Source organism: Paenibacillus sp. FSL L8-0340, assembly GCF_038593145.1.
GTDB lineage: Bacteria > Bacillota > Bacilli > Paenibacillales > Paenibacillaceae > Paenibacillus_AQ.
Window position 1 is genome coordinate 53245 of the sequence record NZ_CP151967.1, and the last position, 21009, is coordinate 74253.

The following is a 21009-nucleotide window of genomic DNA, read 5'->3' on the forward strand; positions in this document are numbered from 1 at the left end:
GGGGCTTTCGCCCTTGCGGTTTTTTTGTCGTTGCCCGGCAAATTGCCGACAGCATCTATCTCATTCTCACATAACACCAGAGCAATCGCTGACGAAAATCTGCCGCTGGCCTCTGCACAGTCTTGCGGCAATCCGATGGTCGAGTCTATCAATCCAATGCCCCGCATGGGATCGAGAGGCTTCGCGGGTGCTTTGTCGGGACAGGCTTTTTTGTCGGAAATTTTTTACAGTTTGCTCTCTGTTTCTGACAAACTTTCTTAAGACCCCCGCTATATAATGAGAACCATAAATTCTTAAACGGGTGGTGCAGAGGAATGGATAAAAGCAATGTGGTCAATTTGCCGGAGTGGACAAAAGCGGGAAGCAAAGACAAGGAGCAGAAGGAAGCCTGGGGCATGCGTCTAAAGAGCTGGGGTAGGAATCAACCGCTGCTTCAGTTTTTAACAGTGAAGAAATGGATGCTGCTGTTGAGCTTAATGGGCTTTATGCTGGGACGGGCAATGATTTTGGACGAGCTGTCACCCTTTGCTGTAGCTTACTTTGCTGTCATTGTGTTTATGCGTAAAGACTCCATACTTCCGGTGGCTGCAGCCACGATCCTCGGCAGTCTGTTCACCCCGTTCCCCGGAGCTGTAGTGATTGCCGCAGAGCTAATTATCTTCTACCTGCTGTACAAAGGTTTTGAGAGCTTCCAGCGGATTGATCTGTCCTATGCGCCGCTGATGGTATTTGTATCCTCATTTATGGTCGGACTGTTCCGGATTATTATGGGTCCCTCGATCGCCTGGTACCCGCTGATGATGTCGACACTTGATGCGCTGCTTGGCTTTGTGCTTACACTGGTATTTTTGCAGGCGCTTCCTTTGTTTACTTACAAGCAAAGGAGCCGGGCGCTGCGGAATGATGAAGTTCTCTGCTTGATTATTCTGCTGGCTTCCGTCATGACCGGCCTTGTGGGCTGGACCATAAACGGCTTGTCGCTGGAACATATTCTGTCACGCTTTCTTATTCTATTGTTTGCTCTCGCCGGTGGAGCTCCGCTCGGTGCTGCCGTCGGGGTAGTCACCGGCCTGATCCTCAGCCTGGCTGATATCGGAGCCATTTATCAGATGAGTCTCCTGGCTTTCTCCGGAATGCTGGCCGGGATGATGCAGTCCGGGCGCAAAGGGGCAGTCTCGATCGGGATGCTGCTGGGCTCAACTATACTTTCGGTCTACTTCTTGGGCCCGGGTGATGTGATGGCTTCAACTTGGGAGACTTGCGCTGCCGTGCTGTTGTTTCTTCTAACACCAAAGGGGATTATTTCTGCCATCGCCAAATATGTGCCGGGCACACCGGATCACAGCCGGTCACAGCATGAATATGCCCGAAGAGTGAGAGATATTACAGCAGACCGGGTAACCCAGTTCTCGCAGGTATTCCAGCAGCTGTCGAGCAGCTTCGGGCAGATTCCCCGGGCTGGGGAAGCCGGTAAAAGTGAACGTGAAATGGAAGACTTCATGAGTACCGTAACTGAGGGTGCCTGCGCCGGCTGTATCCGGCGTTCGCATTGCTGGGACACGAAGTTTTATCAGACGTACAGGTATATGACAGATATGATGACGACCGTAGAAGAATGCCCGGACATCACCGCAGCCCAGCTTCCGCCCGAGTGGAGCCGGATTTGCGGCAAGACAGGGGAGGTGCTGGAAGTGATGAAGGGCCAGTATGAGCTATACCAGCATGATATGCGCTGGAAAAGACAAATATACGACAGCCGCCAATTTGTTGCCGAGCAGCTTTCGGGTGTATCTCAGGTGATGGAGGATCTGGCGAAGGAGATCAAACGTGAAGGCCAGGCAATGTACCGGCAGGAGGCCCAGATCCGTGAGGCGCTGGAGAAACTGGGGTTGTCCATTCATTCGATTGAGATTTTAAGCCTTGATCCCGGCCGGGTAGAAATAGAAGTGGTTCATGCTTATACCCGCGGCTTTGATGAGTGCCGCAAGATGGTTGCGCCGCTGTTATCCGATATTCTGGAGGAGAATATTGCAGTCGTAAGTGAAACCGCAGTGCATCCCCGCGAGGGACTGTCGATGGTCACCTTTGGATCTGCCAAAGCTTATGAGGTGAATACTGGAGTTGCGGGGGCAGCCAAGGGAGGCGATATGTTCTCCGGCGACAGCTTCAGCACCGTAGAGCTTGGAAATGGCACATTTGCTGTTTCCATCAGCGACGGGATGGGTAACGGAGAGCGTGCCCGGATGGAGAGCAGTGCCGCGTTATCTATGCTGGAAAAGCTGCTGCAGTCCGGTATGGACGAGAAGCTGGCGGTAAAGTCCGTAAATTCCATTCTGCTGCTGCGTTCTCCGGATGAGTTCTATGCGACGGTGGATATGGCGCTGATCGACCAGTATTCGGCGCATACTACTTTTATGAAAATCGCGTCTGCGCCTTCCTTTATCCGCAGGGGGAGCGAAGTTATCCCGATTACTTCGAGCAATCTTCCGATCGGAATCATAAAAGACATTGAGGTGGATCTGATCAGCATGCAGCTGCGTCCGGGTGATATTCTCATTATGATGACCGATGGTATTTATGATGCGCCCGGATATGCCGTTAATAAAGAAATATGGATGAAGCGGTTAATCCAGGAGCTGGAGGGAGATGATCCTCAGGATATGGCCGACAGCCTGCTGGAAAAGGTTATCCGTTATCAAGGCAATGAAATCCATGATGACATGACCATTATCGTCAGCCGGGTCGATCATTATCATCCGGAATGGTCCAGCCTGCATATGCCTGGCATCGGCCGGATGGAGCGGCCGCGCACGGTCAGCTAGTAAGGTAATCTATCATCTAACTCACGTTATTCTTTCGTGAGCTATATATGGAAGCAATGGAGTATCCTAATTCGGCGGGGCCTCATCTACTCCGCCGCCCTTTGCGCAGCCCCGTTTCAAAAGCCGCTGGCTCAGCGGCGTTCTTTTTCAGATTTCAAACATAACGTGAATCTATGGGACGGAGAGGAATTTTGGAGCTGGAGAAGCGTCAGCGTTCGCCTTTGTCCCCGGATTTGCACCATGTGGCCAATTCAATAAATCCGGGGACAACAGCGATCGGAAGCCCAAAAGTTCCTCGCAGTTCCCCGAGTTCACTATTGTTTTTATCTGAATATCTCCGCTAAGCGGCGTTTGAAATCTCTCAACCTTGGATATGCTAGAAACAGATAACAAGGCAAAGGGGAGTGAACGGTCATGAAGCAAATTCTGCTCATTACGGACGGATGTTCCAATGTGGGGGAGAGTCCGGTGATGGCTGCGGCGCATGCCCGGCAGGAGGGAATCACCGTTAACGTGGTTGGCGTGGTCGATTACGGAACCATTGGCGAGCTGGGAAGCCGGGAGATTTCCGATATTGCCAAAGCAGGGGGCGGACTGAGCCGGATTGTCGGAACGCCGCAGCTGGCGCAGACCATCCAGATGATGACCCGCAAAACTGTGGTTCAGACCATTCAGCAGGCGGTTAATAAAGAGGTAAAAAAAATACTCGGCGAAGGCTCGCTGGAAGAGCTGCCGCCGTTGAAACGTTCGCAGGTCGTTACCGTCGTAGATGAGCTGACAGAAACTTCGCCGCTGCGCATCGCACTGCTGATTGACGCAAGCGCAAGTATGAAGCCTAAACTGGGAGCCGTAGAGGATGCTATCCGTGATTTGGCCCTCAGCCTGGAAGCGCGGGAAGGAAGCAGTGAGATTTCCGTGTTCCATTTTCCCGGGCGCTCGAGCAGTGAGGAGGCCATGCTGGATATGGACTGGACGAGTAATGTGTCGCAGGTCCGCTCGCTGTTCTCCAAGCTGAAAATGAGGGGAGCCACGCCTACAGGTCCGGCTATTTTCAAGGTGCTCGAATATTACCGTTGTGATACACTGGATGAACACCGTGACCGCCTTCCGGGCAGGGATCACGATGAAAGAGAAGGGATGATTGGTGGGTATGTCGTCTAATCCGCCCTACCCTGCCGGTACCGTTATTAGCGGCAAATGGCGGGGGAACCGTTATGTCATTGAACGGATGCTGGGAAGAGGGGCCAATGGAACCGTATATCTCGTGCAAAGAGAAGGCAGACGGGAGCGGTATGCGCTCAAGATCGGAAACGATACGCTTGAGCTGCAGTCGGAAATCAACGTGCTGACCTCGCTGCAATCCTGCCGGAAGCGAAGTGAGTTTCGCGCCCGCCGTGAATCTACGCTGTCCTCTTACCTGCTGGAGTCGGATGATTTCAAAGATGGAGAGCATACCCCTTTTTATGTGATGCGCTACGTTGAAGGTAAACAGCTGCACCATTTTTTGGCTAAAAACGGGATCTCCTGGCTGGGTCTGGTTGGACTGAAGCTGTTAGAGAAGCTGCAGACGCTGCATGAATGCGGTTTTGTGTTTGGTGATCTCAAGCCCGAGAATGTAATGGTATCACATTACGGCGAAGCCGAACTGATCGACTATGGCGGCGCAAGTCCCATGGGACGCAGTGTGAAGCAATTTACCGAATGGCATGACCGGGGATTCTGGAATGCAGGCAGCCGTACCGGCGACGAGAATTATGATCTGTTTGCTTTTGCCGTTCTCTGCCTTCGTTTGCTTAATGAAGACGGGCTGAAAGCCGCTGCCCAGCAGCTGCCGCAGACAAGAAGCGTCGATGAACTGATTAAGCTGGCCAAAAGTTTGCCTGACAGGAAGCTCTCCTCTTGGCTGTGTCTTGCACTAAAAGGCGGATTTCCCGGTTCGGCGCAGGCTGCTGAGATCTGGAAGGTTCATATATACGGAACGCGCAAACAGCCGAAGGATGCCATGGCGACCCCGCGCTGGCTAAAAAGTGCGTTTGGGTTATCGTTATTTGTGCTGGCTTTTACGATTTATTGGGTATTGCGTTTTTGATCTCATACATATACCGGAATGCTGGCCATGCCGGTCAAAGATTGTGTAAATGATAGGGCAAGAAAGGGAGCACCGTATGGAGCAAATGAATGAGCTTGTGGAATCCGTATTGGAGTCTGCAGCCGAGCACAGGCTGTGGGCGCCCCATGACACCATAGTAGTCGCAGTTTCCGGAGGGTCGGACTCTGTGGCTCTTTTGCGTATTCTGCATGAAATATCTGTGAACCGGATACCGCTAAAGCTGGTATGTGCCCATGTAAACCACGGGTTCAGGGATGAGTCGGTTGAGGAGGCGGAGTTCGTCCGGCAAATGGCCGGGGAGCTGGGGGTGCCTTTTGAGCTGGCCGAATTTGATATCCCTTCCCTCGCCAAAGGCAGCGGGCTTGGCCCCGAGGGGACGGCACGCGAGAAACGATATCAGTTTCTGATCGAGACTGCGCACCGCTATGGCGCACGCTCTGTTGCGCTGGCACATCATGCCGATGATCAGGCGGAGACGGTGCTTATGCGCCTGTTGCGGGGCAGCGGACCTTCCGGTCTGGCCGGAATGCGCTGGAAGAGGACAGAAAAAAAGGTGGAACTCATCCGCCCCTTCCTGCGTATTAACAAAACGGCTCTTGTCGGGTTATGCCGGGATGAAGGGTTTCCCTACGCCGAAGATGCCAGCAATCTGCTGACCAAATATAAGCGGAATGTCATCCGGCTGGAGGTGCTGCCTTCACTGGAAAAGTACAACCCGAAAGTCAAACAGTCGCTTCTGCAATTGTCCGAAATTGTCGGAGCCGAAGATGAATTTATGGAGGCGAACGCAGCAAGATGCTTCGATGAGCTGGTTTTGATGAAGCATGGAAAATACACCTTTAAGAGAGCTTTGTTCGCGGCCATACCCTCCGCTTTACAACGGCGTTTGATTAAACTAATATTAAATTATCTGTCGGCGGATTCATCGACCCTGGATTTTTCCAAGATCGAGGCTGTACGCCGGGGAACGCTGCAGGAACACCCCACCGTATGGAGTTTAGATTTGGGTGGAGGTCTGATCTGTGTGCGGCAATATGATACAATTTTGTTCTCGTCCAAGCCTCCGCAGCGGAAGGTTAGTTATACATATCGGATGTCTTTGCCTGATTCCCGGCTTTTGCTGACGGAACTAGGAAAAGTAATGACGATGACGGTGCTGGAGAAAGAAACTTTTTTAGTACAGGGGGAGGACTATGGGAAGATGTCGGCTTGGTTTGACAGCGATGAGCTGGTCCTGCCGCTGACCATTCGTTCCCGATTGCCTGGAGATACCATAAGGGTTATGGGATTAAACGGAAGCAAAAAGGTAAAAGATATTTACATTGATGATAAAATACCTTCTTCCGAACGCTCTGAGATTCCCCTTGTTTGTGATGGTTTGGGCAATATCGTCTGGATTCCGGGCGTTAGGCGCTCGATGCATGCCGCAGTAGGGCGGCACACGGCCTCGGTTCTTCTCTTGTCTCTGGAGGATATGGAGCAGCACGAAGAAGCGTAATGGTCGAAGTTAGTCTTTCATAGTATAACTTAGGAGGTTCGCAAGTTGCAGAACGATATTCAGGAAATCTTGATCAGCGAAGAAGAAATCCAACAAAGAATCAGGGAGCTCGGCGCCCAGCTGAGCGCAGAATATGCAGGACGTACGCCATTGGTAATTTGTGTGCTGAAAGGCGCGTTTATCTTTATGGCGGATTTGGTTAAAGTCATTACAGTACCTGTTGAGATGGATTTCATGGCTGTATCCAGCTATGGAGCATCCACCAAATCTTCCGGTGTAGTCAAAATCATCAAAGATTTGGATGCGTCAGTTGAAGGACGCGATGTTCTGATCGTCGAAGACATCATCGACAGTGGTCTTACACTCAGTTATTTAATTGAAATGCTTCAAGGACGCAATGCTGCTTCCATTTCTGTGGTTACCCTGTTTGATAAACCGACAGGACGCACCGTTAATCTCGAAGCTGCCTATACCGGCTTTGTGATTCCTGACGCTTTCGTAGTCGGCTACGGACTCGACTATGCCGAGCTGTATCGGAACCTCCCTTACGTCGGTGTACTGAAGCCTGAAATTTATTCCAAATAAGCTAATCGACAGCCTTAGATCCACGGATCAGATTTCCGGAGCACTGAGCATTTGAGGACTCTGGGCAGGCTATGGTACAATAACTTGAGCGTTGTGAGAGGAGGTAGGGGATGAATCGGTTCATCCGGAATTCTGGTTTTTATTTGATTTTATTTTTAGTCGTGGTGGGCATTGTCCAGTTTGTGAGCAATGGAAATGAATCCGCCGATTTCCCTAGATACGATGAGTTAAGGCAGGAATTGAAAGACAATAATGTGAAGAGTATGACGATTCAGTTTGAAGGCAATGCTTTTGCCGTTACTGGTGAATATAGAGAGCAGCCGTCAGATGCCAAATCGAAAAATTTCTCCACATTTGTTCCTCCTACAGACAAGGCTCTTGATGAGCTTATTGGAGCCAGCGAATCCTACGGTGTAGAGCTGGTTACGAAAAAAATGGAAGGTGACAGCATTTGGCTGACATTCCTTTCTTCCATCATTCCGCTGGTTATTATGTTCATCCTGTTCTTCTTCCTGTTCAATCAGGCACAGGGTGGCGGCGGCAAAGTAATGAATTTCGGCAAGAGCAAGGCCCGGTTATATAATGAAGAGAAGAAGAAAATCAGCTTTGAGGATGTTGCAGGGGCTGATGAAGAGAAGCAAGAGCTGGTGGAAGTCGTGGAATTCCTCAAGGATCCGCGTAAATTCGCAGCTGTTGGCGCGCGTATTCCTAAAGGGGTTCTCCTTGTAGGTCCTCCAGGGACCGGTAAAACCTTGCTGGCCCGCGCAGTTGCCGGTGAAGCAGGCGTTCCGTTCTTCAGTATTTCCGGTTCCGACTTTGTGGAAATGTTCGTGGGTGTCGGTGCTTCCCGTGTACGTGACTTGTTCGAAAATGCCAAGAAGAATGCACCATGTATCATCTTTATTGATGAGATCGATGCAGTGGGTCGTCAGCGCGGCGCCGGACTTGGTGGCGGACATGATGAACGCGAACAGACACTTAACCAATTGCTTGTAGAAATGGACGGTTTCGGCGGCAACGAAGGCATTATTATTGTCGCAGCTACCAACCGTGCAGATATACTTGACCCGGCATTGCTTCGTCCGGGACGTTTCGACCGTCAAATTACAGTTGACCGCCCAGATGTTAAAGGCCGTGAAGCTGTACTTAAAGTTCACTCCCGCAACAAGCCGCTTACGAAAGACGTAAGACTTGATGTTATCGCCAAACGCACTACCGGATTTACCGGTGCCGATCTGGAGAACCTGCTGAATGAAGCGGCTCTGCTCGCTGCACGCCGCAACCGCAAGGATATTACCATGCGTGAGGTAGATGAAGCGATTGACCGTGTAATTGTAGGTACCGAGAAACGCAGCCGCGTGATCAGCGACCGTGAGAAGCGTATTGTAGCTTACCACGAAGCCGGTCATACGATTGTGGGTTACTTCCTGGAGCATGCAGACATGGTTCACAAAGTTACGATTATCCCGCGCGGACGCGCAGGCGGATACGTCATTATGCTTCCTAAAGAAGACCGCATGCTTGTTACGAAGCAGGAATTGCTTGATAAAGTAACCGGACTCCTCGGTGGACGTGTTGCCGAAGAGATGTTCATCGGTGAAATCGGCACAGGCGCATACAGCGACTTCCAGCAGGCTACGCGTATTGTCCGCAGCATGATTATGGAATACGGTATGAGTGATAAGCTGGGACCTATGCAGTTCGGTACATCCCAAGGCCAGGTCTTCCTGGGCCGCGATATCGGGCATGAGCAGAACTACAGTGATTCCATCGCTTATGAAATCGACCAGGAGATGCAGAACTTTATCCGCAGCAGCTATGAACGCTGCCGGGAGCTGCTTACCAAGCACTCCAAGGAAATGCACCTCATTGCCAACACCTTGCTTGAGAAAGAAACGCTGGAACTGGATCAGATTAGAGAATTGATCGAGCAAGGATATCTGACTGAAGACGGTAAACCGGAAGAGACTCCGGGTGTGACACACGAAGCCGGTGAACCCGTTATTGATTCTATTGGTGATGTGCGTGTCCGCATTCAAGGCAAGGACGACACCTCTTCTACAATTCCTGATCTGACCAAGGATATTCCGAATAATCCGGAGTCCGGGGATGGAAATGATTCTAACGACGGCAATAAAGACGGCGGCGGAGGCCTCGTCTAAAGAGCCCCTAAACTGAATGAAGCTACGTAAGCTCGTCCGGAGAACCTTAAAGTTCTCCGGATTTTTTTCGCCTTTAGGCTTCCTACCGTACAGCTTGATCGACTCCCGGTTACATTGACAGAGGGTGGAACCTTGTGTACATTAGTGATTAAATATTAAATAAATGGATAACTATCTATAGCAGAGCTGAGTGGCTGTGCAGATCCGCAAGGAACATATAATCTATTCGAAAGTAGAGCCGGCGTACGCCGTGAAGAAATAAGGGGGAGAATTAACCGTGGAAGCTCTGGCGCTTGAGCGCAAGCAGGAACAAAATCGCGAACTTCGTGTGCGCCTCGAACAGCTGAAAAAAGAACGGAATGCAATCATTTTGGCTCATTATTATCAGCGTGATGAAATTCAGGAGGTTGCCGATTTTCGGGGGGACTCTTTTTTACTCGCTCAAAAAGCAGCGGAGACCGATGCAGAAGTGATCGTCTTCTGCGGTGTTCATTTCATGGGGGAAAGCGCTAAGATTCTGGCGCCTAACAAAACTGTGCTTATTCCTGATGAACGCGCCGGTTGTCCGATGGCCGATATGGTCAATGTGGATGGCTTGCGCAAGCTGAAAGCACAGCATCCAAATGCTAAAGTGGTGACTTATATCAACTCGTCGGCTGAAATTAAAGCAGAGACTGATATTTGCTGTACCTCTGCCAACGCTGTGAAGGTCATCGAATCACTCGATGCGGAAGAAATCATCTGGGTGCCGGATAAGAATCTGGGTCAATACGTCCAGGACCAGACGGGCAAGAAGCTGATTATCTGGGAAGGCTATTGCAACACTCACGATATGCTTACCGTTAAAGATGTAGTGGAAATGAAAGCGAAATATCCGGAAGCCGAGTTTGTGGTGCATCCGGAATGCCGCCCTGAAGTGGTTGCCATGGGCGATTATGTAGGCAGCACCACCTCGATTCTTGAATATTGCCGGAAATCGGACCGCCGGCAGTTCATTGTTGGGACAGAAGACGGTACCGGATACCAGCTCCGCTTGGATAGTCCGGATAAGGAATTCCATTTTGCAACGAAATTTCTCGTATGCCCTAATATGAAGGTCAATAATTTAAAGAAACTGGTCAAATGCCTGGAGACGATGAAGCCGCAGATTTACGTACCGCCTGCTGTCGCCGACAAAGCCAGAACTTCCCTAGAGCGCATGCTACAAGTCCGGTAGCATGCGCTACTCTTTCGTTGAAACAGGTGAAAAGCGGTCATGATTCCACAGTATTTGGTTGATTTCGACCTTCGCGAGCTTCCTACAATAAAGACGGATTGCATTGTTATCGGTTCAGGTATCGCCGGATTGTTCACGGCTATTAAAGCGAGTGAAGACCGGCATGTCATTATGATTACTAAGAAATCGCTGATGGAGAGTAATACTAGATATGCTCAGGGAGGAATTGCCGCTGTAATAGCCGAAGATGACTCTCCGGCATATCACCGGCAGGATACACTAATGGCTGGTGCAGGGCTCTGCTCCTCGGCTGCTGTTGATGTATTGGTGAATGAAGGACCGGGCGGGGTACATGAGCTGATCCGGCTCGGCACCGTATTTGACAAGGAAGATGGCATATTGGCTTTGACTCAAGAAGGAGCACACAGCCACCGGCGGATTCTGCATGCCAACGGGGATGCTACGGGCTTTGAAATTGTGCGTGCACTCTCTGAACAGGTTACTGAACATGACAATATTGAGGTATGGGATGATCATTATGTCATTGATCTCGTTACCGAGGGCGGCGAATGCCTTGGGGCACTGGTACAGAGGCCGGGTGGAGGCAGATTGTTCCTGCAGGCTGATGCAACGATTCTATGCTCCGGGGGGGCGGGACAATTGTACCGCTATACTACTAATCCGGAAGTTGCAACCGGAGACGGCGTAGCCATCGCTTACCGGGCCGGAGCCCATGTGCGCGACATGGAATTTATCCAATTCCATCCAACGGCGCTTAGTTATCCGGGAGCCCCGAGGTTTCTGATCTCGGAAGCGGTACGCGGCGAGGGCGCTGTGCTGCGCAATATCAATGGAGAGCGGTTCATGGAACGATATCACGAGCTGCTGGAACTGGCACCCCGCGATATCGTGGCCCGGGCCATTGTCAATGAGATGGAGCTGACCAAATCAACCTTTGTCTATTTGGATATTACGCATGAATCGGCCGATATGGTCAAACATCGTTTCCCCACGATATATGAGACATGTATGGGCTACGGACTGGATATTACAACGGACTGGATTCCCGTGGCTCCTGCTGCGCATTATATGATGGGGGGCATTAAGACCGATCTCAACGGAGAGAGCAATATCTCCCGTTTATTCGCCTGCGGTGAGGTGTCTTCCACCGGGGTACATGGCGCCAACCGCTTGGCTAGCAATTCTTTGTCCGAGGCCATTGTGTTCGGACGGCGGATTATTGAACGCATTCGCCAGCTTCCTCCGCTCCGGCGGGAGACGATTTCGGCAGGTAGTCAGCAAGGCCGTGTTGAGTCTCCTACACAAGCTATTGTGGAGCGGCGGCTTAAGCTGCAGAAGGTAATGGTCCGTTACGCCGGATTGCGGCGGAATGAAGAGATGTTGTCTAAGGGGCTGGAGGAATTGAAACGGCAGCTGCCGATTTTTGCTTCGGCGCTGACCAAACGTGAGGAGTACGAGTTCGCCAATATGCTGACCTGCTGCCTGCTGATTACGGAATCGGCTTTGGCGCGGGAGGAGAGCCGCGGAGCACATTACCGTGAAGACTATCCGCTGCGGAATGATGCAGAGTGGCAGAAGCATCTGCTCCAGATTCGCGAACTGGGAATAGTGGAGGAATTAAGTGATGATGTTTAATGGATATAATGAAGAGCTGGTACAGGCAATTAAAGGCTGGCTGCAGGAGGATGTCGGTTCCGGGGATATAACGACCCGTACGACGATACCTGCAGGCCATGAGTCCAAGGGTATTATTCACGCCAAAGAGGACGGCATTATCTGCGGAATCCCTGTAGCGGAGCTTGTGTTTGAGATTGTAGATCCGTCGCTTGTGTTCACGGCACTGGTGCAAGAAGGCCAGAGTGTGTCCAAGGGAACGGTCATCGCAGAAGTTGAAGGCAGCACGCATGCGATCCTCACGGGGGAACGGCTGGCACTTAATTTAATGCAGCGGTTGTCCGGCGTGGCTTCACGTACCGCCTCCTTCGTTCAGGAGCTTCATGGCTTGCCGACGCGTCTGGTGGATACGCGCAAGACAACACCCGGTCACCGGATGCTGGAGAAATACGCTGTACGGGTCGGTGGTGGAGCGAATCACCGGTTCGGATTATATGATGCGGTAATGATTAAGGACAACCACATCAAAGGCGCTGGCGGAATCCGTCAGGCTGTAGGACGTGCACGGGCTAATATTCCGCATACAATGACGATTGAAGTAGAGACGGAAAACCTTGAGCAGGTGGAGGAAGCACTTGTTGCCGGAGCCGATATCATCATGCTTGATAATATGTCTCCTGAGCTGATGAAGGAAGCTGTGAGAAGAATTAAGGCCAAATCGCCTCATGTCAAGACTGAAGCATCGGGTAATGTATCTTTGGAAACGGTTCGCCGTATCGCGGAGTCCGGCGTTGATGTAATTTCAGTGGGCCGTCTCACCTATTCTTTCTCCAGTCTGGATATCAGTCTGGACCTGAATGCGAAGAAGGAGGGCCCGCTGTCATGATGCTCGCCGTCGATATCGGCAATACCAATATTGTTCTCGGGGTGTACCGGCAGCGTGAGCTGCTGCACCATTTCAGGCTTAATACTGCACGCCAGTCCACTGTGGATGAGTATGGAGTTCTGATCCATAATCTATTCAGCATGTCGGGACTTTCGGTGAAGGATATCGAAGGGGTTATTATCTCCTCGGTAGTTCCGCCGCTTGTTCAGGTCATCGTGGAGATGTGTGTGAAATATATTGGCAAGGATCCGCTGCTGGTAGGTCCAGGAATCAAGACAGGGCTTAACCTGCGCTATGAGAATCCGCGTGAGGTAGGTGCTGACCGGATTGTTAATGCAGTTGCTGCCATTGAGCAATATAAATGTCCGCTAGTTGTTGTTGATTTCGGAACTGCGACTACCTTCGATTGCATTGACGCAGGTGCCAATTATCTTGGCGGGGCGATTGTGCCGGGACTCGGCATTTCTACGGAGGCTTTATATCAGCGGGCTTCCAAACTTCCGCGGATTGAGCTGGAGAAGCCGAAGAAGGTAATCGGACGGAACACAGTCCACGCTATGCAGGCAGGGATTATTTTCGGCTATGCCGGGCAGGTTGAAGGGATTGTAAGGCGCATTAAGCTGGAAATGAATGCGCCGGTGCTGAAGGTCATCGCTACGGGTGGACTTGCCCCGCTCATTGCCGGTGAAACGGATTGTATTGATGAAGTGAATCCAATGCTGACGCTGGAAGGTTTGCGTATTATTTATGACCGCAACAAATAAAATAAAGAAGCCTTAAAGGGCAGGAGATAGGAGGAGTATGCACCCGATGGATAACAAAAAGGACCGGCTGGTCCGGGGAACGGCGCTGAATGGCAGAGTCAGAGCTTTTGCTGTGCGCACGACAGCGCTGGTTGATGAATTGCGGCGCAGACATGATACGTATCCAACGGCTACAGCCGCACTGGGCCGTACAGTTACCGCTGCAGCCATGATGGGCGCAATGCTCAAAGGTCAGGAGAAACTCGCCGTAATGGTCAAAGGCAATGGACCGATCGGACAGATTACTGCAGAATCAAATGCTTTTGGAGAAGTACGCGGTTATGTGACCAACCCGCATGTTCATCTGCCGAGCAATAGTCTTGGCAAGCTGGATGTCGCAGGCGCCGTGGGTACGGAAGGGTTTATTGATATCAGTAAGGATTTAGGCATGAAGGAGCCTTACCGGGGAAGTGTGCCGATTATTTCCGGTGAGCTCGGAGATGATTTCACGTATTACTTTGCAGTTTCCGAACAAACACCGGCTGCGGTGGGTCTTGGTGTGCTGGTTGAAACCGATAACTCCGTGCGCGTAGCCGGGGGATTTATTGTACAACTGCTTCCAGGGCTTACGGATGAAGAGATCACCGAGATTGAGCGGGCGGTAGGGTCGCTGCCTTCAGTAACCGCTTTACTGGAAGAGGGGCTGGAACCCGAAGAGATGCTCCGTTATCTTTTACCGGATGCAGTGATTATGGATGAGCTGGATATCAAATTTGTCTGCCAATGCTCGCGTGAACGGGTGGAGCAGACACTGGTCAGCTTGGGTGAGAAAGAGCTGGAGCGTTTGATTGAAGAAGATGATCAGGCTGAGGTTGTCTGCCATTTTTGCAACGAGGCCTATGTTTTTAATAAGGATGAATTGCAGGTTATCCTGGATCAAGCGAAATCGTAGGGCTGAGGATGATGACAAGACAGGAGCGCGCGCTGCGCAATGCCGTTATTCTACTGGCTGTCGCGACTTTGATGCTCGGAGGTCTTTTATTCTGGAGTTTGCGGGCGATGTCCATTCTTAAAGGAGAGCCGGCGGACGGCGAGTCCTCGGACATCGCCTCTGCAGGAGGCCAACCGGTAACGGATCAAGCCTGGGTGGATGAACTCAAAAAAAAGTACGGTAATGATGTGCTGCTGGGCATGCTTAATCATATTGTAGTCGACAAAGAAGCCAAGGCTCTTGGTGTTGCTGTGACAGATGTGGAGATTGAGCAGGAATTGAAGCGCAGCATGACCGGTTACGGTTCGGAAGAGCAATACTATGCCCAGATGCAGTCGGAGCTGGGGCTTTCCCGTCAGGAAGTGCGTGAAGAAGCAGTGTATCGCCTGACTCTTCAGGCAGTTGCAACTGCAGGCATTACCATTACTGATGCGGAAATTGATAATTATTTAGCGGAGAATTCCGAGCGGTTCACACCGAGGAAAGAAATGCAGCTCTCGATAATCAAAGTGGCCACCTACAGCGAAGCTGAGCGTGTAATGGACCGGCTGGAGCAAGGAGAGGACTTTGCTGCACTTGCCAAGGAATTATCCATAGATGAGGAAAGCCGGGGACGAGGCGGCAGCATCGGAACCGTGGAAGAGGAGGATCCCTTTTGGCCGGAGGATCTGCTGAAGACGGCAGCGCAGCTGGACGAAGGAGATATCGCAGGTCCCCTGCAGACGGGCGATGATTATGCCATTATCCGGCTGGAGAAAATGATTGATCCCAAAAGCCAGGATCAGACGGAAATCCGTGAGCAGGTTCGGCGGGAGCTGGCCCTGGAGCAGGCAGCTCCATTACAGCAGGTGGAGAGTGATTTGCGCGCTAAATATGATACAGCGATATATATTGACAACAGCCTGCAAGATTGATAATATGAAATTAAATGGAAAACCTACTGTTTTAGTCGGAAATAGATAGCGGCAGATCATATTTGACCGCGGAACAGCGCTATAACTTGGTGCTGCGGTGTTGAATCTCCTGGTGCACACCCGGAATTACAAGCTGAAGACTTATATATGTCACAAGTTATGCACCCATATATCATTTATCATTCCAAGGAGGTTTTTACATGGCTAAAGTCGTCAACAGTGTAACAGATTTGATCGGAGGCACACCGCTCGTTCGTCTCAATCGTATTGTTCCTGAAGGATCAGCGGAAATTTATTTGAAGCTGGAATACCAAAACCCGGGCTCCAGCGTTAAAGACCGCATTGCCCTCAGTATTGTAGAAGAGGCTGAGAAGGAAGGTCTTCTGAAACCAGGCGGCACGATTGTAGAAGCAACCAGCGGCAATACAGGTATTGGCCTTGCGCTTGTAGCTGCAGCCAAAGGTTATAAGGCTATTATTGTTATGCCGGAAACGATGAGCCTTGAGCGCCGCAATCTGCTGCGTGCTTACGGCGCAGAGCTGGTGCTGACTCCAGGATCGGAAGGTATGAACGGTGCGGTTAAGAAGGCGGAGCAGATCTTAAGCGAGAACCCAAGCTTCTTCCTGGCTGAACAATTCAAGAACAAAGCCAACTTGAAAATCCACCTTGAAACAACCGGCCCGGAAATCGTGGAAGCCATTGAATCCATTGGTGGACCGCTGGATGCTTTCATCGCTGGTGTGGGTACAGGGGGAACTATCTCCGGGGCAGGTGAAGTGTTGAAGGGTCAATATCCTGATGTGAAGATTTATGCGGTAGAACCAGCTGCTTCGCCAATTCTGGCCGGCGGCAAACCGGGACCTCACAAAATTCAGGGGATTGGCGCAAACTTCATTCCTGAAATCCTCAACCAGGACATTTATGATGAGATCATTCACGTAGAGAATGATGAAGCATTTGAAACTGCCCGTCGCGTGGCTAAAGAGGAAGGCGTGTTGTCCGGTATTTCTTCCGGTGCAGCTGTATTTGCGGCTCTCAAAGTAGCTAAAGAACTGGGCGCAGGCAAAAAAGTGGTTGTGATCATCCCAAGTAACGGCGAACGCTATTTGAGCACACCACTGTATAACTTCGAAGCATAATTGCTGACTAAGCAAATAACTAAGAGTCCTCGCATCCGCTAAGACAGGGATAACGAAGGCTCTTTTTTGTGCATGATGAAAGATATAATCCTTCCTGTGCTTCCACAGCAGATGAGGCTGGAGTCAGTTGAAGCAGATTTTTTCAGAAAATCCATGGTTCAGGCTTTTCAAAGCAGCACGAAGTACAGTATACTGACAGGCAATAAACTTTAGATTGCTTAATGCAAGCAGCGCAGCTTCATAGAACTTAAGCGAATGCTTACGAAGCAAGTTTTGTTACGAAGCAAATTGAAGAAGTGCAGGGCTTCACAAAACTTTTAGGAGGATGGCTTTGGAAATCATAACGGCTTGGCAGGATTGGGAGCAGTGGGCACAAGAGGACTGGAGCCTCCTCCCTTTAATTATAAAATCACCGCAGGACAAGGAGGGCTTGCCCTCTTCCTGGATGAAGGCCTGGCAGCTGGCCTCCCCCTATTCAGTGGTGCTGGAGAGCGGGAAAGGCGGACGATACACATACTTGGGGTTGCAGCCCGTTTCAGTACTAAAAGGAAAAGGCGGGGATGCCGAGGTGCTCAGCTTGTCCCCGGAGGCAGCGGGAACGAATGAACCAGTACCGCAAGCTGTGGAGCTGCAGGGAGAGCCGCTGAAAGTGCTGCAAAACTGGATGAGCGGCTTCACTTCGCCCAAACTGCAGGTTGCCGGCCTGCCCCCGTTCCGTGGAGGCTGTGCGGGGTTCCTCAGCTATGATGTAGTCCGCTCTCTGGAGCAGCTCCCTGTGCTTGCCCAGGATGATCCCGAATTTCCGGACTATCTCTTCATGCGGCTGGAAGAGCTGTGGATCTATGATCATCTTGAGAACACGCTCTATTCCATCGTGCATGTGCCGGTTGCTGCGGCCAGCTCGTCTGAGCTTGCCGCTCTGAAGTCACTGTATCAAGACGCAACCGTCCGGGCAGAAGGAATGGTGGAACAGTGGCATCAGATCTGCTCTGCTCCCGGCCTGGAGGAAGACCGCGAAGAGGAACGTGGAATTATCGCTGCTGTTGAATCAAGCGCCGACCTGTCCGGTGAATGGCCAGGCATGACCTCTGCTTTCTCGCCCGGGCAATTCCAGCAGGCTGTGCTTCACGTTCAGGAATACATCCGCCAGGGCGATGTATTCCAGGTCAACCTGTCGCTGCGCAAGGAGGCGCAGCTGAATTCCTCGCCGGAGGATGTGTATGAATGGCTGCGCAAGCTCAACCCGTCCCCGTACATGGGGCTGCTTCGCTCGCCCGGCTTCGCTCTCTCCAGCGCTTCGCCGGAGCTGCTGGTCAAGCTGCACGGGGACAAGGTCAGTGCCCGCCCCATTGCCGGTACCCGGCGCAGGGGCCTGACTCCCGCGGAGGATGCCGCCATGGAGGCGGAGCTGCGCGGGAGCGAGAAGGAGACCGCCGAGCATATTATGCTTGTCGATCTGGAGAGAAACGACATCGGCCGGGTCGCGGCCTATGGATCGGTCAGCGTGCCGGAGCTGCTGACCGTGGAGCGATACTCGCATGTCATGCATCTCGTCTCGCAGGTCGAGGGCAGCATCGCCCCCGGCAAGGATGCTTATGATGTCATGGCCGCCTTGTTCCCCGGCGGTACCATTACCGGTGCACCCAAGGTGCGGACAATGGAAATCATCGAGGAGCTGGAGCCGGTACGGCGTGGTCCATATACTGGATCACTGGGCTGGATTGACTATAACGGTAATATGGAATTAAATATTATTATAAGAACACTGGCAGTGAAGGACGGAGTCGGTTATATTCAGACGGGCGCGGGTATTGTGATTGATTCGGATCCGTACCGCGAATACCGGGAATGCCATAATAAAGCCAAAGCGGTCGTGAAGGCGGTTCTCTGCAGTGAGCATCAGCAGGAATTGCGGACGACCGGCGGCGCCGAAGGGGGAGCAATACAATGATCTTGGTCATCGATAATTATGATTCCTTTACGTACAATCTGGTACAATACCTGGGGGAGCTGGGGGAAGAAGTGAAAGTATTCCGCAACGATGAAATCAGCATTCAGGAGATAGAGGCGCTGGCTCCGGACCATATTTTGATCTCTCCCGGACCTTGTACGCCGAACGAAGCCGGCATCAGTCTGGAAGTGCTGCAGCATTTTAAGGGGATCATACCGATCTTTGGAGTCTGTCTCGGACATCAGGCTATCGGACAGGCCTTTGGCGGCAATGTTATCCGTGCGGAGCGTCTGATGCATGGCAAAACATCGCCGATTCACCATCACGGCACATCCGTATTTGAAGGACTGGAATCTCCCTTTACCGCAACCCGGTATCATTCTCTGATTGTAGAGCGTGAGAGTCTGCCGGAATGTCTGGAGATTACAGCCGAGACCGCGGAAGGCGAGATTATGGCGCTGCGCCATAAAGAGTACCCGATTGAAGGCGTGCAGTTCCACCCTGAATCGATCATTACGGATCATGGGCACATCATGCTGCGCAACTTTCTGAAACGGAGAGCCGGGGAAACGGCATGAAATATATAGGGCTCAACAATAGCGTAGTTGAGGCTAAAGACGCCGTGGTCTCCACCTTGGATCACGGTTTTTTATACGGTATGGGCTTGTTTGAAACCTTTCGCACCTATAACGGCGTCCCCTTCCTGCTGCGCCGTCATCTGGACAGACTGGCTGATGGCTGCAGGCAGCTAGGCATTCCATTTGTACCGGATGAAGCGTCCCTGCGGGACTGGATCACACGGGTGATGGACAAAAACGCACTAAAGGATGCCTATATACGGTATACAGTTACAGCCGGGGAAGACATTCTTGGTCTTCCGGCTGGTGACTATAGCCGCCCGAATCATTTGCTCTATATCAAAGAATTGCCGCGCCAGCCAGCCGCTCTCTACAGTGAAGGCAAAGGACTGCAGCTGTTGCAGCTGCGTCGTAATACCCCCGAAGGACCGGTAAGGCTGAAGTCACTCCACTATATGAACAATATACTGGCCAAACGGGAGCTTGCCGGATATGCCTCTGCGGCCGGCGGCACGGAAGGGCTTATGCTGACTGCAGAAGGGAACATTGCTGAGGGAATTGTGAGCAATATTTTTTTTATCTGCAATAAGGTGCTGCACACACCTGAACTGGCCACAGGCATCCTTCCGGGAATTACCCGGGAAATGGTCCTGAAGCTGGCTCCTGCCGCCGGACTCCGCGTGGAAGAGGGATTGTACCGCTGGGAACAGCTTCAGGCTGCCGATGAGGTGTTTCTCACCAATTCGGTGCAGGAGATTGTCCCGGTTACCACACTGTGGCACGGTGATGAGGCGCTGACTGTAGGCACAGGGCGCTGCGGGGCATACACGGGGCAATTGATTACTTTATACAGGGAAAGGATGGGAGAGCCGGTATGAGACCCGTAATCTATAAGCGGACCTACCGCTGGAACAACAGCGAGCTGATCCTTGGTGACCGGACGTTAATTATGGGCATTTTAAATGTAACCCCGGATTCCTTCTCTGATGGCGGACTATGGAATGAACCGGATCAAGCGGTAAGACATGCGCTGCAAATGGCTGCTGAAGGTGCCGATATTATCGATATAGGCGGAGAGTCAACCCGTCCCGGTCATCAACCGGTAAGCCTGGAAGAGGAGCTGGCCCGTGTACTGCCTGTTATTGAGAGCATTCACCGCGCTGCGCCTCAGTTGATATTATCCATAGATACCTATAAGGCGGAGGTGGCACGTCAGGCGATTCGGGCAGGGGCCCATATCATCAACGATATTTGGGGGTGCAAGGCTGATCCTGATATGGCGGCTGTGGCTGCTGAGGCAGACTGTCCGATTATTTTGATGCACAACCGCCACGACCGGAATTATCAGAATTTGGCCGCGGATATGGCAGCTGACCTCAATGGCAGCATCAGCCTGGCGCTCGAAGCCGGTGTGAAGCCGCATAATATCATCCTTGATCCAGGCATTGGCTTTGCCAAGGATTATGCGGAGAATTTGCAGGCGATGATGGTGCTGGATGAACTTACGATGCTGGGTTATCCCATGCTGCTTGCCACTTCCCGCAAAAAATTCATCCGTACCGTGCTGGACCTCCCGTCTGATGATGTGATGGAGGGAACCGCCGCTACCGTTGCATTCGGCATTGCCCAAGGCTGCCAGATTGTGCGGGTGCATGATGTGGCCACGATGAAACGTACCGTACTTATGTGTGATGCGATGCTCTATGCCGCCTCTCCGCGGGTGCATGAATAGATGGCTATTGCTGAACGAACTATTTTGTATTAGAAAGCAGGGATCAG

At 51.6% G+C, this 21009-nt stretch carries 17 protein-coding genes; all 17 read left to right on the top strand.

Going from position 1 to position 21009, the window contains the following annotated elements:
• Positions 1-314 precede the first annotated feature (314 nt).
• The 17 genes from spoIIE to folP all read left to right on the top strand — a co-directional run bounded on the left by spoIIE (position 315) and on the right by folP (position 20962).
• Positions 315-2822: a stage II sporulation protein E gene (gene spoIIE, locus NST07_RS00265; RefSeq protein ID WP_342480903.1), complete on the top strand. Its 2508-nt coding sequence runs from the start codon at positions 315-317 to the stop codon at positions 2820-2822.
• 414 nt (positions 2823-3236) lie between these two features.
• Positions 3237-3983: a hypothetical protein gene (locus NST07_RS00270; protein WP_341089039.1), complete on the top strand. Its 747-nt coding sequence runs from the start codon at positions 3237-3239 to the stop codon at positions 3981-3983.
• Entirely contained in the window at positions 3967-4911 is a 945-nt protein-coding gene (locus NST07_RS00275; protein ID WP_341089040.1) for a serine/threonine protein kinase, read from the top strand. The genes NST07_RS00270 and NST07_RS00275 overlap by 17 nt, the downstream gene beginning before the upstream one ends.
• Positions 4912-4987: 76 nt before the next feature.
• Positions 4988-6430, top strand: a complete 1443-nt coding sequence (tilS, locus tag NST07_RS00280; protein WP_342480904.1) for a tRNA lysidine(34) synthetase TilS — start codon at positions 4988-4990, stop codon at positions 6428-6430.
• 45 nt (positions 6431-6475) lie between these two features.
• Positions 6476-7015, top strand: a complete 540-nt coding sequence (gene hpt, locus NST07_RS00285) for a hypoxanthine phosphoribosyltransferase (protein WP_038584418.1) — start codon at positions 6476-6478, stop codon at positions 7013-7015.
• A 110-nt stretch (positions 7016-7125) separates the two neighbouring features.
• The gene (ftsH, locus tag NST07_RS00290) at positions 7126-9177 is read left to right on the top strand and encodes an ATP-dependent zinc metalloprotease FtsH (protein WP_342480905.1); all 2052 of its coding nucleotides are present in this window, start codon (positions 7126-7128) and stop codon (positions 9175-9177) included.
• 277 nt (positions 9178-9454) lie between these two features.
• Complete coding sequence (gene nadA / locus NST07_RS00295; protein WP_038584425.1) at positions 9455-10393, top strand: quinolinate synthase NadA; 939 nt, start codon at positions 9455-9457, stop codon at positions 10391-10393.
• Positions 10394-10432: 39 nt separating this feature from the next.
• On the top strand, positions 10433-12049 hold the full coding sequence (nadB, locus tag NST07_RS00300; RefSeq protein WP_341376986.1) for an L-aspartate oxidase: 1617 nt from the start codon (positions 10433-10435) through the stop codon (positions 12047-12049).
• Positions 12039-12914, top strand: coding sequence for a carboxylating nicotinate-nucleotide diphosphorylase (gene nadC / locus NST07_RS00305; RefSeq protein ID WP_038584428.1), 876 nt, complete (start codon positions 12039-12041; stop codon positions 12912-12914). The genes nadB and nadC overlap by 11 nt, the downstream gene beginning before the upstream one ends.
• Entirely contained in the window at positions 12911-13678 is a 768-nt protein-coding gene (locus tag NST07_RS00310) for a type III pantothenate kinase (protein ID WP_038584431.1), read from the top strand. Before nadC ends, NST07_RS00310 begins: the two co-directional genes overlap by 4 nt.
• A gap of 46 nt (positions 13679-13724) precedes the next feature.
• Positions 13725-14609, top strand: a complete 885-nt coding sequence (hslO, locus tag NST07_RS00315) for an Hsp33 family molecular chaperone HslO (RefSeq protein ID WP_341089044.1) — start codon at positions 13725-13727, stop codon at positions 14607-14609.
• Positions 14610-14617: 8 nt separating this feature from the next.
• Positions 14618-15562 (top strand): peptidyl-prolyl cis-trans isomerase, encoded by a 945-nt coding sequence (locus tag NST07_RS00320; protein ID WP_341376987.1) that lies wholly within the window; start codon positions 14618-14620, stop codon positions 15560-15562.
• A 200-nt stretch (positions 15563-15762) separates the two neighbouring features.
• Positions 15763-16701, top strand: a complete 939-nt coding sequence (gene cysK / locus NST07_RS00325) for a cysteine synthase A (protein WP_038584437.1) — start codon at positions 15763-15765, stop codon at positions 16699-16701.
• 325 nt (positions 16702-17026) lie between these two features.
• Positions 17027-18652 (top strand): anthranilate synthase component I family protein, encoded by a 1626-nt coding sequence (locus NST07_RS00330; protein ID WP_341089046.1) that lies wholly within the window; start codon positions 17027-17029, stop codon positions 18650-18652.
• Positions 18649-19230, top strand: coding sequence for an aminodeoxychorismate/anthranilate synthase component II (gene pabA / locus NST07_RS00335; protein ID WP_342480906.1), 582 nt, complete (start codon positions 18649-18651; stop codon positions 19228-19230). Before NST07_RS00330 ends, pabA begins: the two co-directional genes overlap by 4 nt.
• Entirely contained in the window at positions 19227-20108 is an 882-nt protein-coding gene (locus tag NST07_RS00340; RefSeq protein WP_341089049.1) for an aminotransferase class IV, read from the top strand. Before pabA ends, NST07_RS00340 begins: the two co-directional genes overlap by 4 nt.
• On the top strand, positions 20105-20962 hold the full coding sequence (folP, locus tag NST07_RS00345; RefSeq protein WP_341089051.1) for a dihydropteroate synthase: 858 nt from the start codon (positions 20105-20107) through the stop codon (positions 20960-20962). Before NST07_RS00340 ends, folP begins: the two co-directional genes overlap by 4 nt.
• The last annotated feature ends 47 nt before the right edge of the window (positions 20963-21009 follow it).

Excerpts from the sequence above, each read along its gene's own strand:
- NST07_RS00320 (WP_341376987.1), top strand. The coding sequence starts at position 14,618 with ATGATGACAAGACAGGAGCGCGCGCTGCGCAATGCCGTTATTCTACTG.
- NST07_RS00340 (WP_341089049.1), top strand. The coding sequence starts at position 19,227 with ATGAAATATATAGGGCTCAACAATAGCGTAGTTGAGGCTAAAGACGCC.
- nadB (WP_341376986.1), top strand. The coding sequence starts at position 10,433 with ATGATTCCACAGTATTTGGTTGATTTCGACCTTCGCGAGCTTCCTACA.
- nadC (WP_038584428.1), top strand. The coding sequence starts at position 12,039 with ATGATGTTTAATGGATATAATGAAGAGCTGGTACAGGCAATTAAAGGC.
- cysK (WP_038584437.1), top strand. The coding sequence starts at position 15,763 with ATGGCTAAAGTCGTCAACAGTGTAACAGATTTGATCGGAGGCACACCG.
- tilS (WP_342480904.1), top strand. The coding sequence starts at position 4,988 with ATGGAGCAAATGAATGAGCTTGTGGAATCCGTATTGGAGTCTGCAGCC.
- hslO (WP_341089044.1), top strand. The coding sequence starts at position 13,725 with ATGGATAACAAAAAGGACCGGCTGGTCCGGGGAACGGCGCTGAATGGC.
- NST07_RS00270 (WP_341089039.1), top strand. The coding sequence starts at position 3,237 with ATGAAGCAAATTCTGCTCATTACGGACGGATGTTCCAATGTGGGGGAG.
- ftsH (WP_342480905.1), top strand. The coding sequence starts at position 7,126 with ATGAATCGGTTCATCCGGAATTCTGGTTTTTATTTGATTTTATTTTTA.
- pabA (WP_342480906.1), top strand. The coding sequence starts at position 18,649 with ATGATCTTGGTCATCGATAATTATGATTCCTTTACGTACAATCTGGTA.
- NST07_RS00310 (WP_038584431.1), top strand. The coding sequence starts at position 12,911 with ATGATGCTCGCCGTCGATATCGGCAATACCAATATTGTTCTCGGGGTG.
- spoIIE (WP_342480903.1), top strand. The coding sequence starts at position 315 with ATGGATAAAAGCAATGTGGTCAATTTGCCGGAGTGGACAAAAGCGGGA.
- NST07_RS00330 (WP_341089046.1), top strand. The coding sequence starts at position 17,027 with ATGGCTTTGGAAATCATAACGGCTTGGCAGGATTGGGAGCAGTGGGCA.
- folP (WP_341089051.1), top strand. The coding sequence starts at position 20,105 with ATGAGACCCGTAATCTATAAGCGGACCTACCGCTGGAACAACAGCGAG.